A 24,905-nucleotide genomic window follows, 5' to 3' on the forward strand; every position below is an offset into this window, starting at 1 on the left:
GAGGGGCGAGCTCAGCCGAGCTCCGCCCCTCTCACCAGGCTGGATGAGCACTACGTCGACGTCGCTCGACGGCCATGCTCGACAAGTCTCCACTCCTGCCAATGTCGGCCGCGATCGAGATAATCGGCCAGCCCTCGAGCGAGCCGGTCGAGGCGGCAGCCGTCCCCGTTGCCGCGGGCATGGTCGATGAGGGCCAGCAGCGTCCGATGTTCACGCTGGTACCACTCCATGGCCTGCTGGTAAGTAGCGATGGACTCCGGCCTGACATTGAGCGCCAAAGGATCGACGGGGATGCCGTCGTGCGGCAGCCCGGTCAACTGGTGTGAGGCTGCCAAACTGGTGAGGAGATAGTGATCGAAGACGCGGCGCTCGGCCTGGTGACGTTCCGTGCGCGACTCTTGGGCCTCGGCCAGTTCAACGGCGTAGGCGCGCATGAGGTCATGCAGCTGATATCGGCCGGGAACGGATTCCGCGATCAAATGTGCGCGGTGCAGCTCTGCCAGCAAGGCGCGCGCCTGGCGTACCGGCAGATCGCACATGCTGGCAGCCGCCGGAACACCGATGTCGTGTGCTGGGTGCATGCCAAGCAGCCGGAACATCCGGGCGGCCGCCGCTCCGAGGGTGCGATAGGACCAGGAGAACGCGGACCGGACATCGGCAAACGGGTCTTCGCAGGACAGCACGTCCAGCCAACTGCTGGCGGCATCCGCTTCAACGGCGAGGTCGTCGAGGCTGAAGCCGGGATGGATGGACGCGCGTGCCGCCACAACGGACAACGCCAGCGGTAATCCAGCACACCCCGCGGCAATCTCCTTCGCGGCCTTCTGGGCCGCGACCACGCGCTCGGCGCCGAGCCGTTCGGCCAGCAGCCGCAAGGAGTCACCGTTGGACAGCGGATCGAGCACAAGCGGGCTGGCGCCCGCGGCCACCAGGCCGGGCAGCTGATCGCGGCTGGTCACGATGACCAGGCACCCGCTGCCACCAGGAAGCAGCGGACGAACCTGACCGGCATCGCGTGCGTTGTCAACGACGATCAGCAGCCGCATTCCGTTCACCACGCTGCGCCACAGCGCCGCCTGAGCGTCCGCGCCGGCGGGGATCCGCTGCGCGACAACACCCAATGCGCCAAGGAAGCCGCGGATCGCCTCAGCTGGATCAGCCGTGTCCGCGCTTGGCGCGAATCCCCGCAGGTTCACATACAACTGGCCATCGGGGAAACGGCCGGCGACCAGGTGCGCCCAGTGCATCGCCAACGCGGTCTTGCCGATCCCGGCGCATCCGGCGATGACCACCACCTTGGGACCCGTCCGCATGATCTGTTCGTCCGGTGTGAGCATGCCGTCGAGTGTGCGCAGTTCCTTGGATCGGCCGACGAAGTGCGCGGGGCCGGGCGGGAGCTGGCGCGGCATGGTCATCGCAGAAGCCGGCGCGTGGGACGACGTGTCCGTGTCGTCTTTGAACCCGCGCGCCCCTGGATGGGTGTGGCTCCTGAGCGATGCGGCGACCAATTGCTTCTGCTTTCCAGGGTCCAGCCTCAGTGCTTCGGCCAGGGCCAAGAGCGACGAGCCGCGTGGGCGGTGGGGTTCGCCGTGCTCCAGCCGACGAAGGGTCCGGGGGTTCAGTCCCGACCGTTTGGCCAGCTCCTCCTGTGTCAGCAGTGCCTGCTCGCGCCAGGTTCGTATCAGCACGCCCAGAGGTGGTTCTTCGCCGGCCGGGCTGACGCCGGCTCCGTTTCGCGGCTCTTCGCGCATCAGCCGCCCTCCTCCCGGCAAGCGGCACCAGCTGGCTTGTGTGGGCTCCATGTGAGCGGCGTCCCTTCGTAAACGTGGTGTGAGGTGCGACGGACGATGACGTCTCGAAATCGACTCGACCTGCTCCAAGAAGGCACATCGGGAACGGCTCAGATCAGTCATCGGATCTTCTGTGAGCGGCGCGGGGGGATCGGCTCGGCGCCCAGGAGCCGCGTATAAAGCGCGTGGGATTCGAGCGCGGGTACGCCGGAAAGCCGCCGGGCGGCCAGCCATGCCGCGGCTGCGGCTCCCCCGCCGGCGCGGTGAATCTCCGCATCCGGCCATACCTTCCGGACCGACGCGCGGACGGCTTGAGAGAGCGGATTGGCTGTGGTCAGCAAGCTGCCCCCGAGCACGATGGGGCTGGTGGCGCCAAGGATCCGGATGGCGTTGAGCGATGCGGTGAGGTGCTCGGCGGCCCGCCTGGCGATCAGCCTCGCTTCGACGTTTCCGCCTTCCGCGGCTGTCAGGATGAGAGGGGCGAGCTTGGCCAGCTCAGCAGGTGGCATGCGATGAGCCGCGTCGATGGTGGCGCTGGTCGAAGCCAAGGTTCGCCGCTCAGCGTGCGCCACTCCCAGTGCGTGCAGGATCTCGCGGTGGAGGTCGGATGGCGGGTGGCAGCGGTCCATCGCGGCGAGCGTGGCTCGTATGCCCTCGCGCCCGATCCAGAAGCCGGAGCCGAGATCGCCGAGCAGCCAGCCGTGCCCGTCGGCGCATCGCACGATGGTGCGTTCGCGGATGGCCGCGGCGACCGCCCCCGTACCGGATACCAGGACGCTGCCCTCGGCGGAGTCGGTACCTGCCACGTACGCGAGAGTGACGTCGCTGACCATGGTCGGCGTGCACCGCAGTCCAGCCTGCCGCCATCCCGCACGAAGCGCCTGGGCGATCTCAGGGTCGTGAACGGCGACATCGCCGCCCGCCAGGCCGAAGACGGCCGCCTTGACGTCGGCCGGATCGACGGCGACCAGTGCGGCGCACAAGGCGTCACGGATGGCGGTGATCGCGGCCGGGCCGCGCGAGACCGGGTTGCCGCCGCCTGCCCGGCCGACGCCGCGCAGGCGCCCGAACAGGTCGGCCACGATGACGCGGCTGGAGGTGCCGCCGATGTCCATGCCAAGAACGAGCGTGACGCTCATCCGACGGCTCGCGCGGTGAAGAAGAGCCCTGTCATAAGAGCCTCCGGATCCGTCCGGCGTAGCGCTCTTCCAGGATTCGGTTGTGATCGTCGCCGCCGGCGATGTTGGCGGACAGGTAGACAGGGACCTGCTCACCCGCCTCGTCAAGGCGACGCACGACCTCCGCCACGACCATCTGCGCCAGCAGACCGGCGCTGATGGAGGAGATCCCGCAGGCCTTGGCGCCCGAGGCCATCGGCAGCAGCGCGTCACCGTGCGGGGCCCCGTTGTCCAGCACGACGTCGGCGAAGTCGATCAACCGGAGTTTGGACGGGTGACGGGAGGTGGCCTGCGCGGTGTGCCGGGTCGAGGTGAAGGCGATCAGTGCGTGCCCCAGCCGCGTCACCAACTGGGCCATCTCCACGACGCACCCGTTCACACCGGAGTTGGACGCGATGACGAAAGCATCCTCCGGGCGAGGAGCGGCCAGCTCGTAGAGCTGGTAGGCGACGGCCGGGTCCCGTTCCAGAAACGGATCGAACAGCACCTCGCGCGGGGAGTCTCCGAGGGTGACCAGGTCGCGCAAGGCGATCTTGTTGGTCGGCACCAGCCCACCGGCTCTGCCGGCGATCTCCATCGCCAGCCCCTCCGAATGCCCGGTACCGAACGCCTGGACGACACCGCCCGCACGGATCGATTTCGTGATGAGGTCGGCCGCGGCCTGGACCGCGGGCGCCTGCTCGGAGACGACCTGCTCCAGGATGGTCCTGGCCGCCACGAGATAGGCGGCGGCACTTGGGCGATGCTGATCAGACACCACGACCCCCATATGGAGAAATATTTCCCACTCCGACTCACTGTGGAATCGAGCAACTGGCCATGTCAAGGACATTTATCGGGCATTCGCGCCTCGTGATACGTTGACAGCCAACATAGCGAAGAAAAATTTTTGACGAATAGAGATTCGCATGTCACAGAGCGGCGTCATCGAGCGCATCCGCGCGCTGCTGCCCACCATGCCTGGCGCTCAGCGTACGATCGCCGAGCTCGCACTCGGCGATCCGGCGGCGGTGGCCGGGCTGACCATCGTCGAGCTGGCGGAGCGGTGTGGGGTCTCCACCGGCACCATCACCAGGTTCTGCCGGTCGCTGAACCTGAACGGCTACGCCGCCCTGCGCATCGCCCTCGCCTCCGACAGCGGCCGCACCGGCCCCGACGCCTGGGTCGAGCACATCGGCACGAACTTGACCGAGGCGGACGACATTCAGCAGGTCGCCCGTGTCATTTCCGCCAACATCGGACATGTCGTCACCGAGGCGATCGCCAACCTCGACCTGGCCGCCGTGGAGCGCGCGGCCGGCCTGCTGGCCGCGGCCCGCCGGGTGATGGTCTACGGGGTCAGCGGCAGCGCGACCACGGCCTCGGAATTGCAGCAACGGCTATGTCGCATCGGCCTTCCCGCCTGGACCTTCACCGACACGCACATGGCCCTGACCGGTGCCGCCCTCATGTCCCGTGGCGATGTCCTTGTGGTCTTCTCCCAGAGCGGGCGCACTCGCGAGGTCGTCGATCTGCTCACCGAAGCGCGCTCACACGGCGTCCGGACCGTGGCCCTTACCAGCGACCTGACCTCCCCTGTCGCCCGCCAGGCCGAGCTCGTCCTGGCCACCAAGGTGCACCCGGCCGGCTTCAGCACCCAAACCATCCTCGGCCGACACGCCCAGCTGGCCGTCCTGGACGTGCTCTACATCGCCGTCACCCAGCGCACCTTCGAACAGACCACGGAAGCCATGGCCCTCACAGCACAAGCCATTCGGCCGTACAAGGTCGACGACGCGGCCGACACCGTCGACACGGGACAGGAACAGCCTTAGGGCCCGGCCCGTTCCGGCTATATCGAACGGACGCGAACGCCACGGCCGTGGTGAGGACCACCATCAGGAGCATGGTGCCCAGCGGATTCTTCCGCGCGCGATGGGCACGTATGTAGGCGACCGGGGGCCACTGTTCGGGAGCGTTGTCACAGATCGGGGCGCTGACTTGTCTGAGCTGGTGCACGGCCGGATCGAGCCGGCCACTTCCGGGAAGGAATCGTGATGAGCACCGATCACGCTCAAGCCCACCACCTCGACAACCCCGACAAGAGCGGGCCACCACCGCAGATCGACGTCGTCGGCAGCGTGCCGGGGGCGCCGTCCGCGCCGGAGGGGGCCGAAGCGATGACGCTCCGCGTCACGCTGCCGCCGAACAGCCCTGGCGCGCCGCCTCACCGGCACTCCGGGCCCGCGTACGGCTACGTGATCAAGGGCGCCGTCAACTTCGAGCTCGAAGGCGAGCCCATGCGGGTTCTCCGGCCCGGTGACGCGTTCTGGGAGCCCGGTGGCGACGTGATCCACTACCAGGACGGCAACCACCTCACCGACGAGGAGTCGCAGTTCGTGGTGACGATGTTCTGCGCGCCTGGACAGCCGATGCTGATCCCGGTCAGCCCGGAAGAGCTGGAGGCTCGGCGAGACCGTCGCGCCCCACAGTCATGACCAAGGTCTCGTTGACCGCCCTGGTTCGCGATCAGCTCACGCTTGCCCGCGAGGCGGACAGCGGCCGCAGCGCCACCACTGTCCACGGGGGACACGATCGTTCGCTGCGGCAGACCGTCATGGCGTTGCGACAGGGCGAACACCTGCACGAACACGAGCATCCTGGCGAGGTCACGGTGCACGTACTGCACGGGCGGATACGGCTTGTCGCCGGGCCCGACTCTTGGGACGGGATGCCCGGCGATCTGCTGGTCATGCCCGAACGCCGCCACCGCGTGGAGGCCGTACAGGATTGCGCGTTCCTGTTCACCACCGCACGCTGAAAGCCGAGAAGGCGGGAACCGGTTTCGGTTCCCGCCTTCAGCGTCGCCAGGCGGTTGTTCGACCAGACCCGGGTGCCGGTTTTATCGCACGGACGCGAACGCCACAGCCGTGGTGGAGGCGATGGCCGTGGTGAGGACCACCATCAGGAGCACGGTGCCCAGCGGGTTCTTCCGCGGGCGCGGTGGCGGGGCGCGATGGGCGCGTACGTAGGCGACCGGGGGTTTGGGCGTCGGCTTGAGGGTCGGTGTGGGTTTCGGCGTCGGCTTCGCCGGCTTGATGCGGACGGGCTGGGGCGCGATGTGGGGCACCCGCACACGCTTGGGTGTCGGCCGCTGAGTCGGCTTGGGTTTCGCGGGGCGGGGAGTGATCACGACCCGCACCCTGGGCGTCACCTTCGGGGTGGCCACGGGCTGCGGGGTGACGACGGGGCGCGGCTTCACGATCACCACACTCGGCGGCTTCACCACGGTCGGCGGCTGCGCCGCCGGTGCCGCGCATTTCCCGATGTGTACGCTCACCAGCGGCACGTCCACACAGACGGTCGCCTCGACGCCGACCTTCACCGTCACGTCGCCCGGATCCGGGTCGGCCGCGGCGGGAGCGCTCGCGGACAGCGCCAGCAGCGTGCCCGCCAGGAGCAGCGGCATGCGCCAGGCCCCCACGGTCACACGCCTCCGGCTATCCGGGCGAACTCCTGCAGCGCGCCTTTGTACGCCTCCGGCCCCACGGCCAGCGGTCCGTCGAAGGCGTGGGAGATGTCCCAGGTGAGGTACACGCCGAAGCCGAGCATCGCGGCCATCGCCACCAGCGGCAGGATCGCCAGCCCGGTCGGCCGCGCTCCGGCCAGGAACGGGAACAGGATGACCAGCAGCCCGGTGAGGATCGTCAGGGCCAGCAGGCCGTCGGGCGGCGTCGCGGCGGCGTCGGCGGTGCGCTGGGAACGGGCGGAGGCGAGGGCCGCGAGGTGGTCGAGCACCGCGGTCTTGGCCTCCTTCTGGTCGGTGGTCACCTGTAGCGCGGCGACGCGGGCCCGGAGCGCGTCGAGTCGCTCCGTGCCGACGGGATCCATCGAGCCGCGTTGCATGACGGGCCACTCGTCTCGGACGACGAACGTCATGTAGTCGCGCAGCCCGGCGCGCACGACGTCGGGGGCGGTGCCGGGCAGGCCGGACGCCGACCAGTAGGCCTCCACGGCGGCCTGGCTCTCGGTGTGCGTGTTCTGGCTCGCGGAGTCGGCGGTGGTCCACGGCACGATGATCGCGATGGCGAAGACCAGGAGGAACAGGGCGGACAGCATCGCGCCCGCGTGGCCGGCCGACGGCCCGCCGGCGTCGTTGTCGTCGCTGCCCTTCTTCGTGAGCCTGAACAGGGTGGCCGCGAGCGCCACCACACCCACCGCGGCCACGGCCGCGATTACGTATTGCAGCATAAGGATCTCCCCAATCCCCACCGAACACCGAGCGTGACATTACTATCACAGACCGCGCTGCTACTCAGGGGATAGATTGCGCTACAGTACGTCACCGATCGGTAACGGTCAGGCGGAGATCTCGCAGCGGAAAAGGCGTCCCACGCCGCCGCCGGGTCGTTCAGCTGCCCGTGGTCAAAACCATGCGGAAGCGGGCCTGGCCGGAGAGCATCTTCTGGAACGCCGCCTGGGCCTCCTCCAGCGGGACCTCCTCGGTCCACGCCCGGACACCGCTCTGGGCGGCGAACCTCATGGTGTCCTGGATGTCGACCGCGTTGCCGGAAGCGTGCCCGTACATCCGCCTGGCCGCCCCCACCAGTTGCAGGGGCGTGACCCGCAGCGGTTCCATGTCGACGCCGACGATGATGAGCTCACCGCGGGGCCCCAGACCGTCGAGCGTCGCCGACATCGCCTCGGCGTTGGTCACCGTCGCCAGCACCACCTTGGCTCCCCCGCACGCCCGCAGCGCGTCGGCCACGGGCGCGGCGGCGCTGTCGACGTAGTGGGCGGCGCCGAGCTTGTGCGCCAGCGGCGCCTTGTCGGGACCGCGGGCCAGCGCGATGGTGTTGAAGCCCATCTTCGCGGCGAACTGCACGCCCAGGTGCCCCAGGCCGCCCACACCGAGGATCGCGACGATGTCGCCCGGACGCGCGGAGCTGTGGCGCAGCGCGTTGTACACGGTCACGCCGGCGCAGGCCAGGGGCCCGGCCTCCACCGCCGTGAGCTCGTCCGGGATCGCGGCCAGGGCGACGGCCGGCACCACGACGGAGTCGGCGAACCCGCCCGCGTACGCGGCACCCGGCACCTGGAGCTCGGGGCACAGGATGCCGTCTCCCTGCCGGCAGGCGTCGCAGTGACCGCAGCTGCCTCCGTACCAGCCGACCGCCACCCGATCACCGACGGACCAGCCGGTGACGTGGTCGCCGACCGCGTCGACGCGTCCCGCGATCTCGTGCCCCGCCGTGACGGGGAAGGTGGTGCCCGGGATGTGGCCGGAGGTGATCAGCGCGTCGGAGTGGCATACTCCGCACGCCTCGACGGTGATCCGCACCTGGCCCGGGCCCGGCTCCCGGGTGTCCGCCCGGACGAGAGACAGGCCCCCGCCAGGCTCGCCGACCTGCATGGAACGGTGCGTGGCCGAAGAAGACATGGCGTCTCCTTTTCGTCATGGGAAGTTCGTCTCATGGGAACCGGCGACCCGCTGGAGCGGCCGTCACAAGTTCGTCTCATGGGAAGCGGCGGCCTGCGGAGCGGCCGTCACAAGTCCATCGTTCCACTCTGCTCTTTGACCACTTGTCTGACCCCCGGTAAACCTGGGCCACCAGAGCCGGTTTCCTGACAAGTCCCGTTTCGCGGCCCCGGCGGCTGGACGGATCGCCGAGGAGATCTCGGCGATCGGCGAGAAACGTCCAGCCTGACGCTCCGTGTCAGGAAATATCGGGAGCATGGGCGCCGTGAACCTTCTCAACGGCCGCAGATTCGTGATGGTGAGTTCGACGGCGAGCGTGGTGGACCAGGAGCGGCCCACCGCGTTCGACTACTGGGAGGCCGACGGGGTGGTGTGGGGCAGCTACACGGGTGACACCGTCACCCACGGCCGTTTCGTCGGCACCAGGGACGGCGACCTGGTCTCCATCGCCTACGCGCACGCGCTCAAGGCCGGGGGCAAGGCGGGCGGCCAGAGCAACAGCCGCATCGAGACCGAGGCCGACGGACGGCTGCGCCTGGTGGAGGAGTTCCAGTTCGAGGGCGACGACACCCGGCACGTCAGTGTGTGCACCGAGGTCGTCACCGGCTGACCTCTTCGTCCTTCCGCTTGATCTACCCGTCCTTGCGCAGGGCGGCCCTTCCCTCCGCGGCGCCGACGAAGCGCATCTTGCCGAGCGGCACGTCGCCGGGGGCCTCCTGGGCCGCCCGCCGCGCCGGACGGGCCTTGTCACGGTCGCTGGGCAGCACGTACGGCCGCCTGAGCACCTCGTCCAGGATGAAGACCGTCTCGGTCGCCTTCACGGCCGGGATGTTGGCCAGCCGGTCGGTCACCATGGCGTGGACCTCGGCCACGTCCGACATCCGCACCTGGATCATCGCGTCGTGCTGGCCCGTGGTGATCGCGCAGTACTCGACCTCGGGCATCCTGGCCAGCTCGGCCCTGAACTGCTTCCACATCTGCTGCCGCACGGTCACGAAGATCAGCGCGGTGATGCCGAGCCCCGTCCTGACGTGGTCGATCTCGGCGGTGAACCGCTTGATCGCGCCGTCGGCGCGCAGCGCCTCGAAGCGGGTGTAGGCGTTGGCCCGGGAGATGCCCACCCGCTCGGCCAGTGACGAGACCGAGATCCTGCCGTTCTCCCGCAGGACCTCGAGGATCTTCAGGTGGACGGCGTCGAGCTCCAGGCCGATGCCGATCCGTCCAGGCTGACCGCTACCGCTGGCACCATTCCTGGAAATTTCACTCATAGTTACCCCCAGCCCATTTATATACGTCTCAGCGACCGCACAGTGCCTGGACGTTCTGCCCGACAATCCTCGACATCTTTCGGCCAACCGTCCAACTGGAGGACTCAATGGCGACCCGCTCGCAGACGGCGGCTGTGCTGCTCGCCGGTGCACTCGCCCTCGCCGCCTGCGGAAGCGGCGGTTCCCAGACCCCCGTCGCCCAGAGCGCCGGCGGCAAGACCCTGGTGATCGACACGTCCTTCGACCTCAAGACGGCCGACCCCGGGCGCACGTACGAGCCGACCGGCCTGACCGTCGAGAAGGCGATCTACGAGACGCTCCTCACCTTCGACGGCGCCGACGTGACCAAGCCGGTGCCGGCGCTGGCCGAGTCGTACGAGCTGTCCAAGGACGGCAAGGTGCTCACGCTCAAGCTCAAGCAGGGCGCGACGTTCGCCGACGGCTCCCCCGTCACGGCGGACGACGTGGTGTTCTCCCTGAACCGGGTGCGTGACATGAAGGGGACCCCGTCGTTCCTGCTCGACGGCGTCGAGGTGGCCAAGGAGGGCGACTCGACGATCACGCTGACCTCCAAGGCGGCCAACCCGGCGCTGCCGTTCATCCTGCCGAACCCGGCGCTGGGCATCATCAACAGCAAGCTGGCCAAGCAGCACGGCGCGACCGCGGACGCGCAGGACAAGGCCGAGCAGTACCTGAACGCCTCCTCCGCCGGCTCGGGCCCGTACACGATCGAGTCGTTCAACGTGAGCAGCCAGGTCGTACTGAAGGCGAACCCGAAGTACTACGGCACCAAGCCCGCCTACGACAAGGTCGTCATCCGCAACGTCGAGTCCGCCACGCAGAAGCTGAACGTCCAGCGCGGCGACAGCCAGGTGGCGCTCAACCTGTCGGGCGACCAGGTGACCGGCATGCCGGCGAACCTGCAGGTCAAGAAGACCGCCTCGGCCAACGTGATCTTCCTGCTGGCCAACCAGGACGACAAGGTCAGCAAGACGACGCCGAACGCCAAGTTCGTCGAGGCCGTGCGCAAGGGCGTCGACTACGCGGGCCTGCTCGAACTGGCCGGTGAGGGCTCCACGCAGGCGCCGGGCGTGATCCCGTCGCAGCTGCTGGGCGCGCTGCCCGCCGACCAGGCGGCCAAGCGCGACGTCGAGGGCGCCAAGGCGGCCCTGGCCGCGAGCGGCGTGGCCAACCCGACAGTGAAGCTGGAGTACCCGAGCGAGCTGACCGTGAACGGCCTGTCGTTCCAGCCGCTGGCCGAGCGGATCCAGGCCAACCTCAAGGATGTCGGCATCACGGTGGACCTGCAGCCCGCGCCGGTCACCACCGCGCTGGACAACTACCGCAACGGCAAGGAGGAGATGGGCCTGTGGTACTGGGGCCCTGACTACCCGGACCCCAGCGACTACCTGGCCTTCCTGCCGGGCAAGACCGTGGGCCTGCGGGCGGGCTGGAAGGCCGGCGCGGCCAAGGAGATCGAGGCCGCGGGTGAGAAGGCCGCGGTCGCGATCGGCGACGACGCGCGCAAGCAGGCGTACGCCGACGTGCAGACGAAGCTGAACGCCTCGGGCCCGTTCATCCCGCTGATCCAGCCGAGCCAGAACATCGTGACGGCCGCCTCCGTGACCGGCCTGGAGTACCACCCGGTCTGGACCGTCGACGTCGCCGACCTCGGCGCGAAGTAGGCATGCCCGCCACGTCCGCCCCGCCCCGCCCGTCCAGGCGGCGCGGGGCGCATCCCCTCGCCCGGTTCCTGATCCGGCGGATCCTCATGGCGCTGCTGCTGGCCTGGGGCATCACGCTGGTGACGTTCGTGCTGACGAACCTGGTGCCCGGCGACCCCGTGGCCGCGAACCTGGGCCAGCGGGCCCTGGGCGACCCGGCCATCGTCGCGCAGTGGCGCAGCGAGCACGGCCTGGACAAGCCGCTGTGGGAGCAGTACCTGCTGCATCTCCAGGGCGTCGTCCACGGCGACCTCGGCACCAGCCAGCAGAGCCACCGGCCGGTGAGCCAGGACCTGGCGGAGTTCGTCCCGGCGACGCTGGAGCTGGCCGGGGCGGCGATCCTGGTCTCCCTCGTGCTCGGCGTGGCCTTCGGCGTGATCGCCGCGCTGCGCAGGGACCGGCTGTCGGACCACGCGCTGCGGGTGCTGAGCCTGATCGGCATCTCGGTGCCGACGTTCTGGCTGGCGCTGGTGGCCTTCTACGTGTTCTTCTACCGGCTGCAGATCACCCCGGGCAGCGGCAGGGTCGACGCGGCGCTGGGCAACGCCCCGGCCGTGACCGGCTTGCAGACGGTGGACGCGCTGCTGGCCGGCCGGTGGGACATCTTCGGCTCGGCCGTCGGCCACCTGATCACGCCCGCCCTCGTGCTGGCTCTGTACACGATCGGGCTGCTGACCCGCTTCACCCGCTCGGCCGTGCTGGAGGTGCTCGGCCAGGACTACGTGCGGGCCGCCCGCGCCAAGGGCCTGCCGGGCCGGACGATCCTGTTCCGGTACGTGCTGCGCTCGGCGCTGGTGCCGATCATCACCGTCGCGGGCCTGGCGTTCGGCAGCCTGCTGTCCGGCACGGTACTGGTCGAGGCGATCTTCGCCTGGCCGGGCGTCGGCCAGTACGCCTACAAGAGCGCCACCACCCTCGACCTGCCCGCCGTCATGGGCGTCGGGCTCGTGGTCGGTGTCGTCTACCTCGTCATCAACCTGATCGTGGACGTGCTGTACGGCGTCATCGATCCCCGAGTGAGGTTGCAGTGAAACGGGATCCCCTGGCCCGCAAGGGCCTGACCGGGCGGCTCCCCCATGCCTGGCGGCAGCCGCTGGCCGTCGTGGGCGGCGTGATCGCGATCGCCTGGCTGGTGATCGCGCTGGCCGCGCCGGTGCTCGCGCCGCACGACCCGCTGGCCCAGGACCTGCCGCGCCTGGCCGCCCCGGGGCCAGGTCATTGGTTCGGTACGGACCAGCTCGGCCGGGACATCCTCAGCCGGGTCATGCACGGCGCGCGGGTGTCGATCCCGCTGACGCTGATGCTGGTGGCGCTGTCGGTGCTGATCGGCGGCCTGCTCGGCGCCTGCGCCGGATATTTCGGCCGATGGGTGGATGAGACGATCATGCGGGTGGCGGACCTGGTGTTCGCGTTCCCGACGGTCATCCTGGCCATGGTGGTGGCCGCGGCGCTCGGGGCGAGCCTGACCAACGCGGTGCTGGCCGTACTCGTCGTGGCCTGGCCCGCCTACGCCCGCGTGACGCGCGGGCTGGTGCTGGGCGTACGGGAGCGGGAGTTCGTGCTGAGCGGGCGGCTGCTGGGCTTCTCGGCCTGGCGCTCGCTGCGCGTGGACGTGCTGCCGAACGTGACGGGCCCGGTGCTCGTCCTGGCCACGCTCGACATCGGCACCGCGCTGCTGCTGCTGTCGGGACTGTCGTTCCTCGGCCTCGGGGCCAAACCGCCGTCTCCGGAGTGGGGCGCGATGGTGGCCTCCGGCGTGGAGGTCTTCGACAGCTGGTGGGTGGCGACCTTCCCCGGCCTGGCGATCCTGACCGTGGTGCTGGCCTTCAACTTCCTCGGCGACACGCTGCGGGACGCCCTCGACCCCCGTACGGCCCGCGCCATCAAGGAGCGTGCCCTGTGACCCTGGACATCACCGATCTGAAGGTGACCATCGGCGGCAAGGAGATCCTGCGCGGCGTGGACCTGTCGCTCCAGGAGGGCCGGGTCCATGGCTTGGCGGGCGAGAGCGGGTCCGGCAAGACGATGACCGGCCTGGCCGTACTCGGACTGCTGCCGCACGGCTCGCGCACCACCGGCAGCATCGCGCTCGGCGACCGCGAACTGCTCACGCTGCCGCCTAAGGAGCTGAACCGGGTACGCGGCGGCGAGGTGGCCATGGTCTTCCAGGACCCGGCCACGAGCCTGCACCCGATGCTCACGATCGGCAAGCAGCTCACCGAGCACATGCGCCACCACCTCGGCCTCGACAAGCGGGAGGCCCGGCGGCGGGCCGTCGAGCTGCTCGGCAAGGTGCGCATCCCCGGCGCCGAGGAGGCGTACGGGCGCTTCCCGCACCAGTTCTCGGGCGGCATGCGGCAGCGGGTGGCGATCGCCATCGCGCTGGCCTGCTCCCCCAAGGTGCTGATCGCCGACGAGCCGACGACCGCGCTGGACGTGACCGTGCAGGCGGGCGTGCTGCGGCTGCTGCGCGGGCTCTGCGACGAGCTGGGGCTGGCCGTGCTGCTCGTCACCCATGACCTGGGCGTCATGTCGGCGGTGGCGGACGAGGTGAGCGTGATGAAGGACGGCCTGGTGGTGGAGACGGGGGCGCGCGGCCAGGTGCTGCGCGAACCCGCCCACCCGTACACCCGCTCCCTGCTCGACTCACTGCCCGACACCGAGGCGGCTCCCCGTTCGGAGGACTCATGACCCTGCTGGCGATCGACGACCTGGTCGTCGAGCACCGCTCGCCCGGGCGCCCGATCGTCAGGGCGGTCGCGGGGGCGAGCCTGTCCGTCGGGCCCGGCGAGGTCGTCGGCCTGGTCGGCGAGTCCGGCTGCGGCAAGTCGACGCTGGCCCGCGCCGTCTGCGGGCTGAACCCCGTCACCGAGGGCTCGATCACGTTCGACGGGCAGCCGGTCACACCGCTCGGGCTGCGGCGGCGCAAGCTGACGGGCATCCAGATGGTGTTCCAGGACCCGTACGCGTCCTTGAACCCGCGCCGCCGCGTGGGCGACCAGATCGCCGACGGCCTCCGTACCTCAGGCGACACCGCCACCGCGCCCGCCGACCTGCTGGAACGCGTCGGGCTGCCGCGCGACTTCGCGAGCCGGCACCCGCACGAGTTCTCGGGCGGCCAGCGGCAGCGCATCGCGATCGCCAGGGCGCTGGCGGCCCGGCCCCGGCTGCTGATCGGCGACGAGCCGATCTCGGCACTGGACGCCTCGGCCCAGTCGCAGGTCGCCACCCTGATGCGCGACCTGGCCGTGGACTCGGGCGCGGGGCTGCTGTTCATCAGCCACGACCTGTCGGTGGTGCGGCTGATCGCCGACCGGATCGCGGTCATGTACCTCGGCCGGATCGTCGAGGTCGGGAACACGGCCGAGGTGTGGGCCAACCCCCGGCACCCGTACACGCAGGCGCTCCTGCGCGCCATCCCCAAGCCCGACGGGATGGGCGTCCTGCCCGCCGAACTGCCCGGCGACGTTCCTGACCCGGCGGACCCGCCGGCGGGGTGCCGGTTCAACCCGCGCTGCCCGCAGGTCATGGACGTGTGCCGGGACAAGGAGCCCGACTTCGGACCGGTCGCCTGCTGGCTGCACGAGCCCAAGTGACGGACCCCGACGTGACGGACCCGACTCTGGAGGCCGTGCGGGCGGCCATGGCCGAGGCCGAGGTGGACGCCCTGGTGTTGCGGCCCTCGCCCGACTTCAGGTTCCTGGGCGGGCAGGGCGACGGGTTTCTCGTCGTCACCCTGGACACGGCCGCCGAGACCGCCGACCCGGTCCCGCTCGTACCCCGGGCCGCGCGGCGCGTCGGCGTGGACCCCGAGATGCGGGTCCGCGAGCTGTTCGGCCTCGCGATCGAGGCCGAACTGGTGCCCGCCACGGCCGTATTGGCACCGCTGCGGCTGCGCAAGCGGCCGCATGAGATCGAGGCGGTCCAGCGCGCCGTCGTGGCCGCGGAATCGGTGCTCGGCCAGGCCCGCGAGCTGTCCTGGTTCGGCGCCACCGAGCGGGCGATGGCGGCCCGGCTGCGGTTACTGCTGCTGGAGACCGGCTGCGAGGAGGTCCTGTCGCTGCGGGTCGCCGCGGGCGAGCACACCGCGCGCCCCGCGCACCGCCCCGGCGACCGGGTGATCAACCCCGGCGACGCGCTGCTGGTGTCGCTCTGCGGCCGGTGGGACGGCTACTGCGCGGAGGTGGCACGGGTGTTCGCCGTCGCCGAGCCGCCGGAGGACTTCGAGGCCATGTACTCGGTCGTACTCGCCGCACGGGCCGCCGCCCTGCGCTCGGCGGCCCTGCCGTCGGCCGTCGCCGAGAGCGTGGCCAAGGCGGTCGGGGACGTGATCGACGGCAGCGGGTACGGCCGTTTCGCCGCCGCCCACTTCGGCCGGGGCGTGGGGCTGGGCCACGACGAGGGCCCGCGCGTCCAGCCCGGCGACGTCACGCCCCTGGAACCGGGCACGACCCTGTGCCTGGAGCCCGCGATCTACGTGCCGGACCTGTTCGGTGCCCGGGTGGCCGACGTGGTCGCCATCACGGCATCGGGCCCGACCCCTCTAGGCTCCGCCCACCACACCCTGCAGGTCCTCGACCACTGACGCCGCACCCCGCATGGATGCACCTCCGGGGCCCAGGCCCGCCCCGCGGCCCCGGATCGCACCTCTGGGGCCGCCCCTCTGCGGCCTGGGATCGCAGCTCTGAGGGCCGCCCCCTCCATGGCCTCGGCAAACGACCCGTCTAGGCTGATTGAGACGATCATCGGAGGGCGTCGTGGACCAGTTCGTGCTGCTCATGCTCATCCTGCTGGGCGCCCTGATCACGGTGCCGCTCGGCGACCGGCTCGGGCTGCCACCGCCCGTACTGATGACTCTGCTCGGCATCGTCCTGGCCCTGCTGCCATTCGTACCGAACGTGGACGTACCCCCCGACATCGTCCTGCCGCTCCTCCTCCCTCCCCTGCTGTACGCGGCGGTGCGGCGGACGTCGTGGCGCCAGTTCGCGGCGAACTGGCGCCCGATCTTCCTGCTCGCCGTGGCGCTGGTGTTCGTGACGACGGCGGCCGTCGCGGTGACGGCGCACGCGCTCATCCCGGGCCTGCCGATCGCGGCCGCGGCGGCGCTCGGCGCGCTGGTGGCGCCGCCCGACCCGGTCGCGGCCACGGCGGTGGCGGGCCGGCTGGGGCTGCCCAGGCGGCTGGTGTCGCTGCTGGAGGGCGAGGGCCTGTTCAACGACGTCACGGCGATCGTGCTGTACAAGGTGGCGATCACTGCGGCGGTCACCGGCGTCTTCTGGTGGCCGGGCGCGCTGGCCGAGTTCGTGCTGTCGGCGGTGGTGGCGGTCGCGGTGGGACTGGGGCTCGGCTGGCTCGCCGGCCGGCTGATGGCCCTGCTGGGCGATGCCACGCTGCAGGTGGGGCTGTCGCTGCTGGTACCGTTCGTCAGCTACGCGGTGGCCGACAAGTGGCACGGCTCGGGGGTGCTGGCCGTACTGACCAGCGCGTTCTACCTGAGCGACCGATTGTCGGACGCCGACGACGTGCACGGCAGGTTCGCGGCCGCGACGTTCTGGCAGATCGTCGACACGCTCGTGACGGGCGTGGCGTTCGGCCTGATCGGACTGGAGCTGCACAGCCTGTTCGGTACGGTCGGCGGCCGGCTGACCGAGGTGCTCGGCTGGAGCGCCGCCGTGGTGGGCGTCGTGGTGGTGGTACGCCTGGTCTGGCTGCTGCCCGCCGCCTGGCTGGCCAGGAAGACCCGCCGGGCCGGGGACGACGACTCCGAGGTGCCGCTGAGCTGGCGCGAGACGGTTGTGATGTGGTGGGCGGGCATGCGCGGCGTCGCCTCGGTGGCACTCGCTCTGGCCCTTCCGCTGAAGACGGAGGACGGGTCGCCGTTCCCGGAGCGGGCCGTGCTGGTGTTCATCGCGTTCGCCGTCATCCTGGTCACACTGGTCCTCCAAGGTCTGACCCTGCCCTGGCTGGTGACCAAGCTTGGCGTCAAAACCGACACGGCGGCCGAGCGGGACCTGGAACGCCGCCTGGCCATCAGCGCCGCCAAGGCCGCCAAGCGACGACTCAAGGAAATCGACGAAGCCGAGGACCTGCCTGAAGAGGTGGTGGAACTGCTCGCCAAACGGATGACGGACATCGGCATGCGCATCAGCGCCGAAGCCGCCGACGAGGAGCGGCGCGCGGCGTACGAGAAACGAGCCGAGCGGGTACGGACGGTCAGGCGGGTCGAGTCGGAAATGCTGTCCGCCGCCCGCCAGGCAGTAATCGACGCACGCCGCGACTCAACCGCCGACCCCGAGGTGGTCACGAGGGTGCTACGCCAACTCGACGCCCGAAGCATGCACTGACCTGCCAGCCGGACGCCCGGCCGTCGGCGAGACGCTTCCAGGATGGCACTACTGATCACGACGGCGAAGGCCAAGTTGATTCCTTATGGCTCCGGTGGACGAAGCAGGTTTGCATGGTGGTGTGCGGGCAGGCGGAGTGCACGGCGTCTTCGAACCCGCATAGGCCGTGGCAGCAGGCGATGAGGATGTCGCGCACGCTGCGGTTGCGCAGGTCGGTTATGACCGAGTGAGGTGGCCCCCAACCTTCCGGGCACTGGCCCAATCACAGCAGCTTCCCGACGCCCTCGATGGTGTATCCGATGTGGAACAACTTGCCGTCAGCGTCTTGACCGGCCCAGGGCCCAGCACTGGTCGTTCCCGCGCCCGTGCGCCAGCGGTCCCCGGCCCAGCTCACTCGGCAGCCGCGCCACTGCCAGGCGGCGACCGCATGGTCTTTCTCTGCCTCGGCCCCGGGTCGGCCGAGGACCGGGCATGCCGAGCCAGGTTCACCGCCGCCATGCGCCGTCTGATCGGCGCGGACGAGCCCTTGCCCGCCGCGCTGCTGGCCGCCGAGCTCGGGCTGTCGGAGTCACGCTTCCTGCGACTGTTCCCGAACCGGACGGGCACCTCGTACCGGAGGTTCCGGCTGTGGGCGCAGATTCACCGGGCCGGCCGGGCGCCGGCCGCGGGCGAGAAACTCACCCGTGCCGCGGCCGACGGCTACTTCGCCAGTCCGTCCCACTTCAGCACCGCGTTCCGCGCGATGTTCGGCCTTCCCCGAGCGCGCTGCTCTCCGGGCATCTCACGATCCGGTGCCTGGATCCCATCGTGTGACGGGACGGCTCACCAGGTGACGGCAGCCAGCAGCACGCCACCGCCGACGGCCTCCACCCAGAAGTACAGCCAGGAGGGATAGAACGCCGACGGCCGCTCTACCAACCACGCCACCAGCCGTCCGAAGGCCATACCCAGCAGGGACACCGCGACGGTCACGACCACGCCCCTCCGCATCCCGCCCGCGTCGGCCGCCGCTGCCAGCAACAGACCCCCGACGGCCACGCCGAAACCGCCGTACACGGCGCGGATCTCGGTCCGCGCCTCGACCGAGTCGGCCACGATCCGGAACGGCCTGATCAGCGCGGCGGGCGCGACAAGCCCGTAGGCACCCATCCCGAGAAAGAAGACCGCCACCACGACGATCACGACAGCCGACATGAAGGTACGCCCCTTTTGCAGCACAGCAGATTACTGGGTCAGCCTGCCGCTTACGCACCGCATCCGGCTTTCACCGACCCGCCGCGGGCCGCACTTGACCCGCGCAGCAGCATCACACCGGTAAGAGCTATCCAGAGGAAGTAGCCGGCGAAGGCGAGGCGTTGGCCCCAGCCAGGCGGCGGCCACCCCGTGGCCTGCCACATCACCTGCCAGGCCAGATTCGCCACCGGGAACAGCACGAACCACGGCGTGACCCGTGCCAAGCCCCCGACTCGCGGCAGGCGCGTCAATAGCCGGCCCATCCAGAACAGGGAGGCGGCCCAGAAGACACCCGAGGCGGTGGCGGCGGCCAGATGCGCGAGGGACGTGCCGGAGTCGCGTGCCGCCATGTCCACGGGAAAGACGCCGGCGATCACCAGAGACGCCCCGGACAGGGCCAGCAGTGCCGGCCCGACCGCGGAGCCGCCGGCCCGGATCAGCGGGGCGAACCCCGTTGCGAACGCGATCACCAGCAGTCCGGGGGCGACGAAGCCCAGTGCGTTGAACGCGAACGCGTGCGGCGCCCCTGAGGCGCCCAATTCGCTGACCGCCTTGTGGGCATGCGAATAGCCGTCGTCGCGCAATGAGGCGAACACCGCGAGACTGCCCAGGAACATGGCCGCCGCCGCTGGGGCGGCGGCTGCGGCGAGACGCGGGACGGCTGGTCCGGTGGTTAAGGCTGCGTCGGACATATAGTTAGCTTATGCTAATCACATGAGCGGTCACAAGGTTCATGACGAGGCGCGACGCTGGGCGATGGCCGCTGCCACCCTGGTCCGCTGGTTGCGCGCGGCGGATCCGAACCCGGTGCTCACCGGGGCTCAAGCCTCCGCCTTGGCCGTCATCGTGCACGCGGGAGAGATCACGCCGTCTCAGCTGGCCGCCTTGGAGGAGGTGTCGCGGCCGACGATGGCGCGCACCGTGTCACAACTCGAGAAGCTGTCCATGATTCGGCGCATCGCGTCGACTCATGACGGCCGCAGCGCCATCCTGTCGGCCACCCCCATCGGACGCGCCACCATCCACGACGGCCATGCGCGCCGCACCGCACCTCTCGCCGCCGCAATGGGCAAGCTCACGGCCGAGGAACACGAGGTGCTCAGCAGCGCACTACCCGTACTGGAGGAAATCTTGCGAAGAGAGATCCCCGGACGATGAGCGGCCTCCTCCGCGCCCGCGACCCCTGGCCCCCACTCAGGTCGGCGTCGCGGCGCGACGACCGTCCGGCGCCCGCTTTCGCTTGATCACGACGGAACGAGCGTCGGCCGACCGAAGCGTACGCGCGCGGTTCAGAGCCGGGGTGCAGGCTTGAACCTGAACATCCATTCAGCCTGGCGGTCATGTGGGCTACCGCAAGGCCCAGTTGTGACTCGGCGCCGTGGCTGACCGGCCCGTGTGATCAGTGGAACCAGACGACGAGCCGTACGTTCTGCGCCCCGTGCACTTCGCTGAGCGTGCGCATCACGCTCCACACCCGGCCCCAGTCGCTCTCGTCGCCTGCGACCATGCCGCGGTTTCGCCTGCCGGAGCTGTCCGTCTCCGTCCAGTCAACAGAGGCGACCTCAACCCAAGTGAGCCAAGTCGTCCCGAATACGTCGGCAGGTCCGCCATAGACGGCGAACTCACCGGTCAGCCCCTCCGAGGCGTCGTGGGGAAAGCCACGGCCTTCAGCCACAGGGCGAAAGCCGAAGGTGTTGCGAATGCCGAAGAGGCAGGCGAGTCCGTCGTAAGCGTTGCCGCGGTTGAGCAAGAAGAGGTCGATGGCGGCCTGCCACACAGAGTCCTCATCGTCCGGACCCCAAAGGCGGGCGCCCGGTCGGCACTCGATCATCCCACTGACGTCGGTAGACATGCTGAGATCTTGCCTTCATACCCCACCCTTGGGCACCTGCATTTCGGCCCCGCTGCCCGTCAGTCACTCAATCTTCAGTGAGAATGCTCAACCTTCGCTGCGACAGGACACCAAGAACACGGGATCCCGTCAACCTCAGTCCAGCAGTTTCAAGGGCCGGGCTTGGGGAGCTCTCCTCGCTGGGTGATCATCCACATCCATGCCTCCAGGGTGGCGACGAACTCGCCCAGGTCGGAAGTGGTGTGGGAGGCCCGCTCATGGTCCCAGTCGGGGTCGAGGACGACAACGCGGAAGCCGTGGCCGCCGTACCAGCCGGCGTCTATGTTGATCTCCCGAGCCCGCAGGCCACCCTTCCCGGCCACCTCCTGCGCGGGCAGCCACGGCGGTGGTGCGGTACGGGCCCAATACAGGTCCTCGGAGTCGTTGGCCTCGACCCTTCCATCCGGCAGGCGTCGGGCTTCCAGGGCGTTGTAGATGACGTTCCAACCGGCTGGGACGCGCAGCGGGAGCAGACCCCAGTCCTCGGAGACGGCCGCGGCCAGCAGGGAATCGGACGGAAGCTCGAAGATCGGGTCCACGTGCCGACAGCGTAGTCAGGGGTGCGTCTCCACGCACGGGTGGAGGCCCCATCCGGCCCTCTCCCACGCCAACCGATGGCCCTCCAGCCTCCACGAGTGAGCGGCCGAAATTGCTTTTCTCTGGCTTATGCAGCAATTGTGCTCCGGCCGGCGATCTGATAGAGCCTCACGCCGTTATTGACCCGCTTTTCGAAAGGTGTAACAATTCGCTGGCTCGGGGGTGGCGCAGGAGGGGGAGAGGGCATATGCGCGGCAAATTCCTGATCAAATCCCATTTCCACCCAGAAGGGGGCAATCCCAGAGAGCTTCCCGGAGGCACCGACTTCGCCTTCGCCGACGACCCGCCGCTGATCGTCGGCGAAAGGGTCCGGATCGAGATCGATGGGCAGCCGGGCTGGGTGGACACCGCGGCGGTGATCGCCGAGAACGGCGAGACGGGGTTGCTCATCGCCGGAAATCGGAAGGAGATCCAGCAGGTCGCCAGCGTATCCGGGTTCGTCGCCCACTGCGATCGCGTGCGGGCCGCCATCGACGGCCTGCCCGAGACCATCGATGACCACCCGATGGTGAAGAAGCAGCTGGAGACGCACCTCGCCGATTTCCGGGTCAACCTGTGGCGGCCTCTGGCCCTGCGGTCGGTGACCGAGAAAGCGGTCATGTATTGGGCCGTCGAGCAGGAGCCAGGGCCGTGGCCGGCGATTTTGCGCCTCTGCGCCATTAGGCCGGCGAACACCCGCAAGGGGCCGTACAACTTCCTGCCGAAGCTGGTCACCACCGCGTTCGACCAGATGCTCAACGAACCGTACGACGGCGCCCGTTTGTCGTCGATCGTCCGCCAATCCCTGCAGGCATGTGACGGCATTCTCACGGCGAACGAAAGGTCTTCTCAGGAGCACCCGGTGACGTACGCGCCGATCTATCCGCACGCTCAGAACCTCTGCTCCACCCGCAACCAGTCGATGGTCTCCCTGTCGACCCCGTACCTCCCCGACACGATCATCGATCCCGCCGGGGATCGTTACCTCGACGGGGCGACCCAACTCGACGACCCTCCGGTGAAACGACTGATACTGGAGCGCCAGACCGTGTTCTCCCCGGAGGGCCCGAGCGGTGACGACGTGGCCCAGGGCGAGCTTGGCACCTGCGTCCTGCTGTCCACGCTCGCCTCGATCGCCGACCACGACCCTGCCCAGATCAAGCGGATGATCAGGCCGAGCGAAGACCACGGGAGCTCCTTCGACGTCACCTTCTTCCGGACGGCCACCGTCCAGGATCGGCCCTGGCGCGTGCCGCAGCAGATCGTGGTCGCGCCGCGTTTCCCGCACCTCGCACAGCCAGACGGCACGCTCACCCTGATAGCCGCCCGGCCAAGGGCCATCTGCGGGCAGGGGGTGGTCAAACGCCGCGTGACCGCCGACGGCAAGGTCTACGCGGAGACGACGATCCCGGTGACGACGGTCATGTGGGTCCCGCTGATGGAACGGGCGTTCGCCGCCTTCGCGGCATCGTACGGCGAGTACGGGACGGCCTCCCCCACCCCGGACACGACGCCCGACGACGGCTACAAGCAGATCGGCCAGGGCCTGTTCGCCTCGGTGTCGCTGTTCGACTGCCTGTACGGCCATCAGCTGCGCCATGCGTACTCGGTGAGCGTGCAGCGGCTGCGCCGGGCGGCCCAGACCAGCGAGGCGCTCTCCACGCACGCCGCTCTACTGCTGAACGTACTGATCATGCTGGAGAAGCAGGCCGCGGGCCAGTCGCCGTACATCGTCGTGCCCACCGCCGGTGTGTCCTGGGTGGACTCCGGCCAGGAGCTGCTGCCGAAGCTCAAGGAGCACCAGGCCGATCTGGTGAAGGCCGGTCTCCCCGACCAGGGCGCCAGGATAAGCGCGCTGCTGGAGTCCGTGCTGCCGCCGGACCCGCCGGGAAGCGAGACGGACGAACACAAAGAGGAACGAATGGCGAGGCGCGCGGCCCTGGAGTACGCCGACGAATTCAGGACCCCCTGCGAGGAGGTGATTGACACCCTCTGGCCGCTGAGGAATGAGCTTCCCTGGGCTGACAGGGTCGTCAAGCTGATCGCGGTACTGGCTCCGCCGGTGTCCTCGCCAGGGCAACGGCACCACGTCTTCGCCAGCCACGCGTACGCGATCTGCGGCGCCGATCTGCGGTTCACCGCAGATCGGCCCGAGCCTGACTACGACGCGAAACACGGCGCCCCGCCGAGGGACATGGCGTCGCTGTCCGCGGTGCTGAAAACCCTCGACACCCAGGCGTCCACCATCACCCTGCGCAATCCACACCATCGAAACTCGCCCGACCTGGACAAGGCGCTCACCTTCGAGCAGGACACCGGACGGTTCAGGCTGACGCTTCACGACTTCCTGGACGTCTTCCATAACGTCACCTACGCCGTCGTCGCCCGAGACGCCCGAGACATCTGAAGACGGCACATCCCTAGCGATTTTCTCCAGACGCGTCGCCATAATCGACGGCAGGAGGTGGCCATGCCATTCTTTGTCCGGCCGGTGGAGTCGTTGCTGTTGCCGGCCCTGCGCGACCATGGCGACAGCTCGGTCGAAGCGCTGGTGGCCTACTCAGGGCTGTCGCCCGAGGACGTGCGCAACGCGCTCCCCGCCTTGCAGCGCCGCGGCCTGGTCGTCGAGAGCGGGCCGGGCCGGTACGCGCTGACCGATTACGGGGTCAAGACCAGCCTGAACGCCACCCCGGACAGCCCTCGCGACCGGGTGACCGGCGTCTTCCTCCTGGACGACGAGGTCGAGGAAGCGGCGAGCGGCACCTCGGAGGACGAGCTCAACAGCGCGCTGGACGACGCGCTGGGCGCCCGCGACGACGGACCCGACCAATAGGGCGGCAGACGATGCAGCATTCCGCGTGGTTCTCCGTGCTGTCGGCGGCCATCGCCGGCGGGGTGACGCTCTTCGACATGGACCGGACGTTCATCGTCGGCGACGTGTCGGGCTACCGGGTCTACCGGTCCGTATGGTGGTGGGGGTTCATCGTCCTCAACGCTTTGACGGCCGTGGCGGTCTTCTTCGGGCTACGCACGCTGACGGCCTTCCAGGACTGGAACTCCTGGCTGTTCGCCTCCGGCGTCGGCGTGACCTACCTGGCCTTCGTCCGGTTGAAGTTCGCCACCGTCTCCTACCAGAACTCCGAGATCCCCATCGGGCTGGACACCTTCTTCGAGTCGGGACGGCAGTTCGTCTTCAAGAGGCTCAACGAGGAGATCAAAGCCGACCGGGCGCGGCGGGCGCAGGGGCTGATCGACGACAACGACCTGAAGGCGCTGGGCAACAAGGTCCGGCTGGACATCAACCTGGACGCGTTGCTCACGCCGGAGGAGAGGAAGACGCGGCTCGCCTGGCTCCTCACGGTCCTCCAGGATCCCGGCTTCGACGAGGAACAGAAGAAGACGACCCTGGCCGTCTACCTCGCCTCGGGCACCCAGGTCTGACG

The 24,905-nt window shown here is 69.5% G+C and carries 27 protein-coding genes and 1 pseudogene; 16 read left to right on the plus strand and 12 right to left on the minus strand.

Features of this window, described 5'->3' with window-relative positions; all coding sequences use genetic code 11:
- Positions 1-50 precede the first annotated feature (50 nt).
- From ACQP2T_RS33980 to ACQP2T_RS33990, 3 genes are all read right to left on the minus strand, one after another.
- The gene (locus ACQP2T_RS33980; protein ID WP_433508971.1) at positions 51-1,751 is read right to left on the minus strand and encodes an ATP-binding protein; all 1,701 of its coding nucleotides are present in this window, start codon (positions 1,749-1,751) and stop codon (positions 51-53) included.
- A 158-nt stretch (positions 1,752-1,909) separates the two neighbouring features.
- On the minus strand, positions 1,910-2,929 hold the full coding sequence (locus tag ACQP2T_RS33985; RefSeq protein WP_433508972.1) for an N-acetylglucosamine kinase: 1,020 nt from the start codon (positions 2,927-2,929) through the stop codon (positions 1,910-1,912).
- A gap of 31 nt (positions 2,930-2,960) precedes the next feature.
- On the minus strand, positions 2,961-3,725 hold the full coding sequence (locus tag ACQP2T_RS33990; RefSeq protein ID WP_433508973.1) for a sugar isomerase domain-containing protein: 765 nt from the start codon (positions 3,723-3,725) through the stop codon (positions 2,961-2,963).
- 151 nt (positions 3,726-3,876) lie between these two features.
- Here ACQP2T_RS33990 and ACQP2T_RS33995 point away from each other — a divergent pair, with 151 nt between their 5' ends.
- The 3 genes from ACQP2T_RS33995 to ACQP2T_RS34005 all read left to right on the plus strand — a co-directional run bounded on the left by ACQP2T_RS33995 (position 3,877) and on the right by ACQP2T_RS34005 (position 5,768).
- A complete protein-coding gene (locus tag ACQP2T_RS33995) occupies positions 3,877-4,782 on the plus strand; it encodes a MurR/RpiR family transcriptional regulator (RefSeq protein ID WP_433508974.1) in 906 nt (301 codons plus the stop codon).
- A gap of 222 nt (positions 4,783-5,004) precedes the next feature.
- Positions 5,005-5,445, plus strand: a complete 441-nt coding sequence (locus ACQP2T_RS34000; RefSeq protein WP_433508975.1) for a cupin domain-containing protein — start codon at positions 5,005-5,007, stop codon at positions 5,443-5,445.
- A gap of 11 nt (positions 5,446-5,456) precedes the next feature.
- A complete protein-coding gene (locus tag ACQP2T_RS34005) occupies positions 5,457-5,768 on the plus strand; it encodes a LuxR family transcriptional regulator (protein WP_433508976.1) in 312 nt (103 codons plus the stop codon).
- A gap of 81 nt (positions 5,769-5,849) precedes the next feature.
- Here the strand turns inward: ACQP2T_RS34005 and ACQP2T_RS34010 are convergent, their stop codons facing one another.
- From ACQP2T_RS34010 to ACQP2T_RS34020, 3 genes are all read right to left on the minus strand, one after another.
- Complete coding sequence (locus tag ACQP2T_RS34010) at positions 5,850-6,437, minus strand: hypothetical protein (RefSeq protein ID WP_433508977.1); 588 nt, start codon at positions 6,435-6,437, stop codon at positions 5,850-5,852.
- Positions 6,434-7,198 carry a hypothetical protein gene (locus ACQP2T_RS34015; protein WP_433508978.1) on the minus strand — a complete coding sequence of 255 codons (765 nt, stop codon included), beginning with the start codon at positions 7,196-7,198 and terminating at the stop codon, positions 6,434-6,436. Before ACQP2T_RS34015 ends, ACQP2T_RS34010 begins: the two co-directional genes overlap by 4 nt.
- Positions 7,199-7,358: 160 nt before the next feature.
- Positions 7,359-8,387 (minus strand): alcohol dehydrogenase catalytic domain-containing protein, encoded by a 1,029-nt coding sequence (locus ACQP2T_RS34020; protein WP_433508979.1) that lies wholly within the window; start codon positions 8,385-8,387, stop codon positions 7,359-7,361.
- 304 nt (positions 8,388-8,691) lie between these two features.
- Here ACQP2T_RS34020 and ACQP2T_RS34025 point away from each other — a divergent pair, with 304 nt between their 5' ends.
- Positions 8,692-9,036: a hypothetical protein gene (locus tag ACQP2T_RS34025; RefSeq protein ID WP_357645519.1), complete on the plus strand. Its 345-nt coding sequence runs from the start codon at positions 8,692-8,694 to the stop codon at positions 9,034-9,036.
- 22 nt (positions 9,037-9,058) lie between these two features.
- On the opposite strand, the gene ACQP2T_RS34030 is transcribed toward ACQP2T_RS34025, so the two are convergent.
- Positions 9,059-9,694, minus strand: coding sequence for an Lrp/AsnC family transcriptional regulator (locus ACQP2T_RS34030; RefSeq protein ID WP_357953344.1), 636 nt, complete (start codon positions 9,692-9,694; stop codon positions 9,059-9,061).
- A 107-nt stretch (positions 9,695-9,801) separates the two neighbouring features.
- Between ACQP2T_RS34030 and ACQP2T_RS34035 the strand changes: the two genes are divergently transcribed.
- The 7 genes from ACQP2T_RS34035 (at position 9,802) to ACQP2T_RS34065 (ending at position 17,762) form a co-directional block, all read left to right on the plus strand.
- Positions 9,802-11,379 carry an ABC transporter substrate-binding protein gene (locus ACQP2T_RS34035; RefSeq protein ID WP_433508980.1) on the plus strand — a complete coding sequence of 526 codons (1,578 nt, stop codon included), beginning with the start codon at positions 9,802-9,804 and terminating at the stop codon, positions 11,377-11,379.
- A 2-nt stretch (positions 11,380-11,381) separates the two neighbouring features.
- Complete coding sequence (locus tag ACQP2T_RS34040) at positions 11,382-12,449, plus strand: ABC transporter permease (protein WP_358182423.1); 1,068 nt, start codon at positions 11,382-11,384, stop codon at positions 12,447-12,449.
- The gene (locus tag ACQP2T_RS34045; protein WP_433508981.1) at positions 12,446-13,321 is read left to right on the plus strand and encodes an ABC transporter permease; all 876 of its coding nucleotides are present in this window, start codon (positions 12,446-12,448) and stop codon (positions 13,319-13,321) included. Before ACQP2T_RS34040 ends, ACQP2T_RS34045 begins: the two co-directional genes overlap by 4 nt.
- On the plus strand, positions 13,318-14,109 hold the full coding sequence (locus ACQP2T_RS34050) for an ABC transporter ATP-binding protein (protein WP_433508982.1): 792 nt from the start codon (positions 13,318-13,320) through the stop codon (positions 14,107-14,109). The genes ACQP2T_RS34045 and ACQP2T_RS34050 overlap by 4 nt, the downstream gene beginning before the upstream one ends.
- Positions 14,106-15,014 (plus strand): ABC transporter ATP-binding protein, encoded by a 909-nt coding sequence (locus ACQP2T_RS34055; protein ID WP_357953355.1) that lies wholly within the window; start codon positions 14,106-14,108, stop codon positions 15,012-15,014. The genes ACQP2T_RS34050 and ACQP2T_RS34055 overlap by 4 nt, the downstream gene beginning before the upstream one ends.
- An 11-nt stretch (positions 15,015-15,025) precedes the next feature.
- A complete protein-coding gene (locus ACQP2T_RS34060; protein WP_433508983.1) occupies positions 15,026-16,003 on the plus strand; it encodes a M24 family metallopeptidase in 978 nt (325 codons plus the stop codon).
- A gap of 172 nt (positions 16,004-16,175) precedes the next feature.
- Complete coding sequence (locus ACQP2T_RS34065; RefSeq protein WP_433508984.1) at positions 16,176-17,762, plus strand: Na+/H+ antiporter; 1,587 nt, start codon at positions 16,176-16,178, stop codon at positions 17,760-17,762.
- Positions 17,763-17,856: 94 nt separating this feature from the next.
- Here the strand turns inward: ACQP2T_RS34065 and ACQP2T_RS34070 are convergent.
- Positions 17,857-17,988 (minus strand): annotated as a pseudogene (locus ACQP2T_RS34070) (transposase); the annotation flags it as partial.
- Positions 17,989-18,189: 201 nt separating this feature from the next.
- Between ACQP2T_RS34070 and ACQP2T_RS34075 the strand changes: the two are divergent.
- Positions 18,190-18,657 carry a helix-turn-helix domain-containing protein gene (locus tag ACQP2T_RS34075; RefSeq protein ID WP_433508985.1) on the plus strand — a complete coding sequence of 156 codons (468 nt, stop codon included), beginning with the start codon at positions 18,190-18,192 and terminating at the stop codon, positions 18,655-18,657.
- Here the strand turns inward: ACQP2T_RS34075 and ACQP2T_RS34080 are convergent.
- Both ACQP2T_RS34080 and ACQP2T_RS34085 read right to left on the minus strand, forming a co-directional pair.
- Entirely contained in the window at positions 18,585-18,956 is a 372-nt protein-coding gene (locus ACQP2T_RS34080) for a DUF4345 family protein (protein WP_433508986.1), read from the minus strand. The genes ACQP2T_RS34075 and ACQP2T_RS34080 overlap by 73 nt on opposite strands.
- A 50-nt stretch (positions 18,957-19,006) precedes the next feature.
- The gene (locus tag ACQP2T_RS34085) at positions 19,007-19,687 is read right to left on the minus strand and encodes a DUF998 domain-containing protein (protein ID WP_433508987.1); all 681 of its coding nucleotides are present in this window, start codon (positions 19,685-19,687) and stop codon (positions 19,007-19,009) included.
- Between the two features lie 22 nt (positions 19,688-19,709).
- Here ACQP2T_RS34085 and ACQP2T_RS34090 point away from each other — a divergent pair, with 22 nt between their 5' ends.
- The gene (locus ACQP2T_RS34090) at positions 19,710-20,153 is read left to right on the plus strand and encodes a MarR family winged helix-turn-helix transcriptional regulator (RefSeq protein WP_433508988.1); all 444 of its coding nucleotides are present in this window, start codon (positions 19,710-19,712) and stop codon (positions 20,151-20,153) included.
- Between the two features lie 241 nt (positions 20,154-20,394).
- On the opposite strand, the gene ACQP2T_RS34095 is transcribed toward ACQP2T_RS34090, so the two are convergent.
- Together ACQP2T_RS34095 and ACQP2T_RS34100 are read right to left on the minus strand one after the other, a co-directional pair.
- Positions 20,395-20,847, minus strand: coding sequence for a hypothetical protein (locus ACQP2T_RS34095; protein ID WP_433508989.1), 453 nt, complete (start codon positions 20,845-20,847; stop codon positions 20,395-20,397).
- Positions 20,848-20,996: 149 nt separating this feature from the next.
- Complete coding sequence (locus tag ACQP2T_RS34100; RefSeq protein WP_433508990.1) at positions 20,997-21,425, minus strand: hypothetical protein; 429 nt, start codon at positions 21,423-21,425, stop codon at positions 20,997-20,999.
- Between the two features lie 245 nt (positions 21,426-21,670).
- On the opposite strand from ACQP2T_RS34100, the gene ACQP2T_RS34105 reads away from it, so the two are divergent.
- From ACQP2T_RS34105 to ACQP2T_RS34115, 3 genes are all read left to right on the plus strand, one after another.
- Entirely contained in the window at positions 21,671-23,869 is a 2,199-nt protein-coding gene (locus ACQP2T_RS34105; protein ID WP_433508991.1) for a hypothetical protein, read from the plus strand.
- Between the two features lie 63 nt (positions 23,870-23,932).
- Complete coding sequence (locus ACQP2T_RS34110) at positions 23,933-24,295, plus strand: hypothetical protein (RefSeq protein ID WP_433508992.1); 363 nt, start codon at positions 23,933-23,935, stop codon at positions 24,293-24,295.
- Between the two features lie 11 nt (positions 24,296-24,306).
- Positions 24,307-24,903 carry a hypothetical protein gene (locus ACQP2T_RS34115; protein ID WP_433508993.1) on the plus strand — a complete coding sequence of 199 codons (597 nt, stop codon included), beginning with the start codon at positions 24,307-24,309 and terminating at the stop codon, positions 24,901-24,903.
- The last annotated feature ends 2 nt before the right edge of the window (positions 24,904-24,905 follow it).

The sequence above is a fragment of the Nonomuraea sp. CA-143628 genome (assembly GCF_050942315.1).
Lineage (GTDB): Bacteria > Actinomycetota > Actinomycetes > Streptosporangiales > Streptosporangiaceae > Nonomuraea.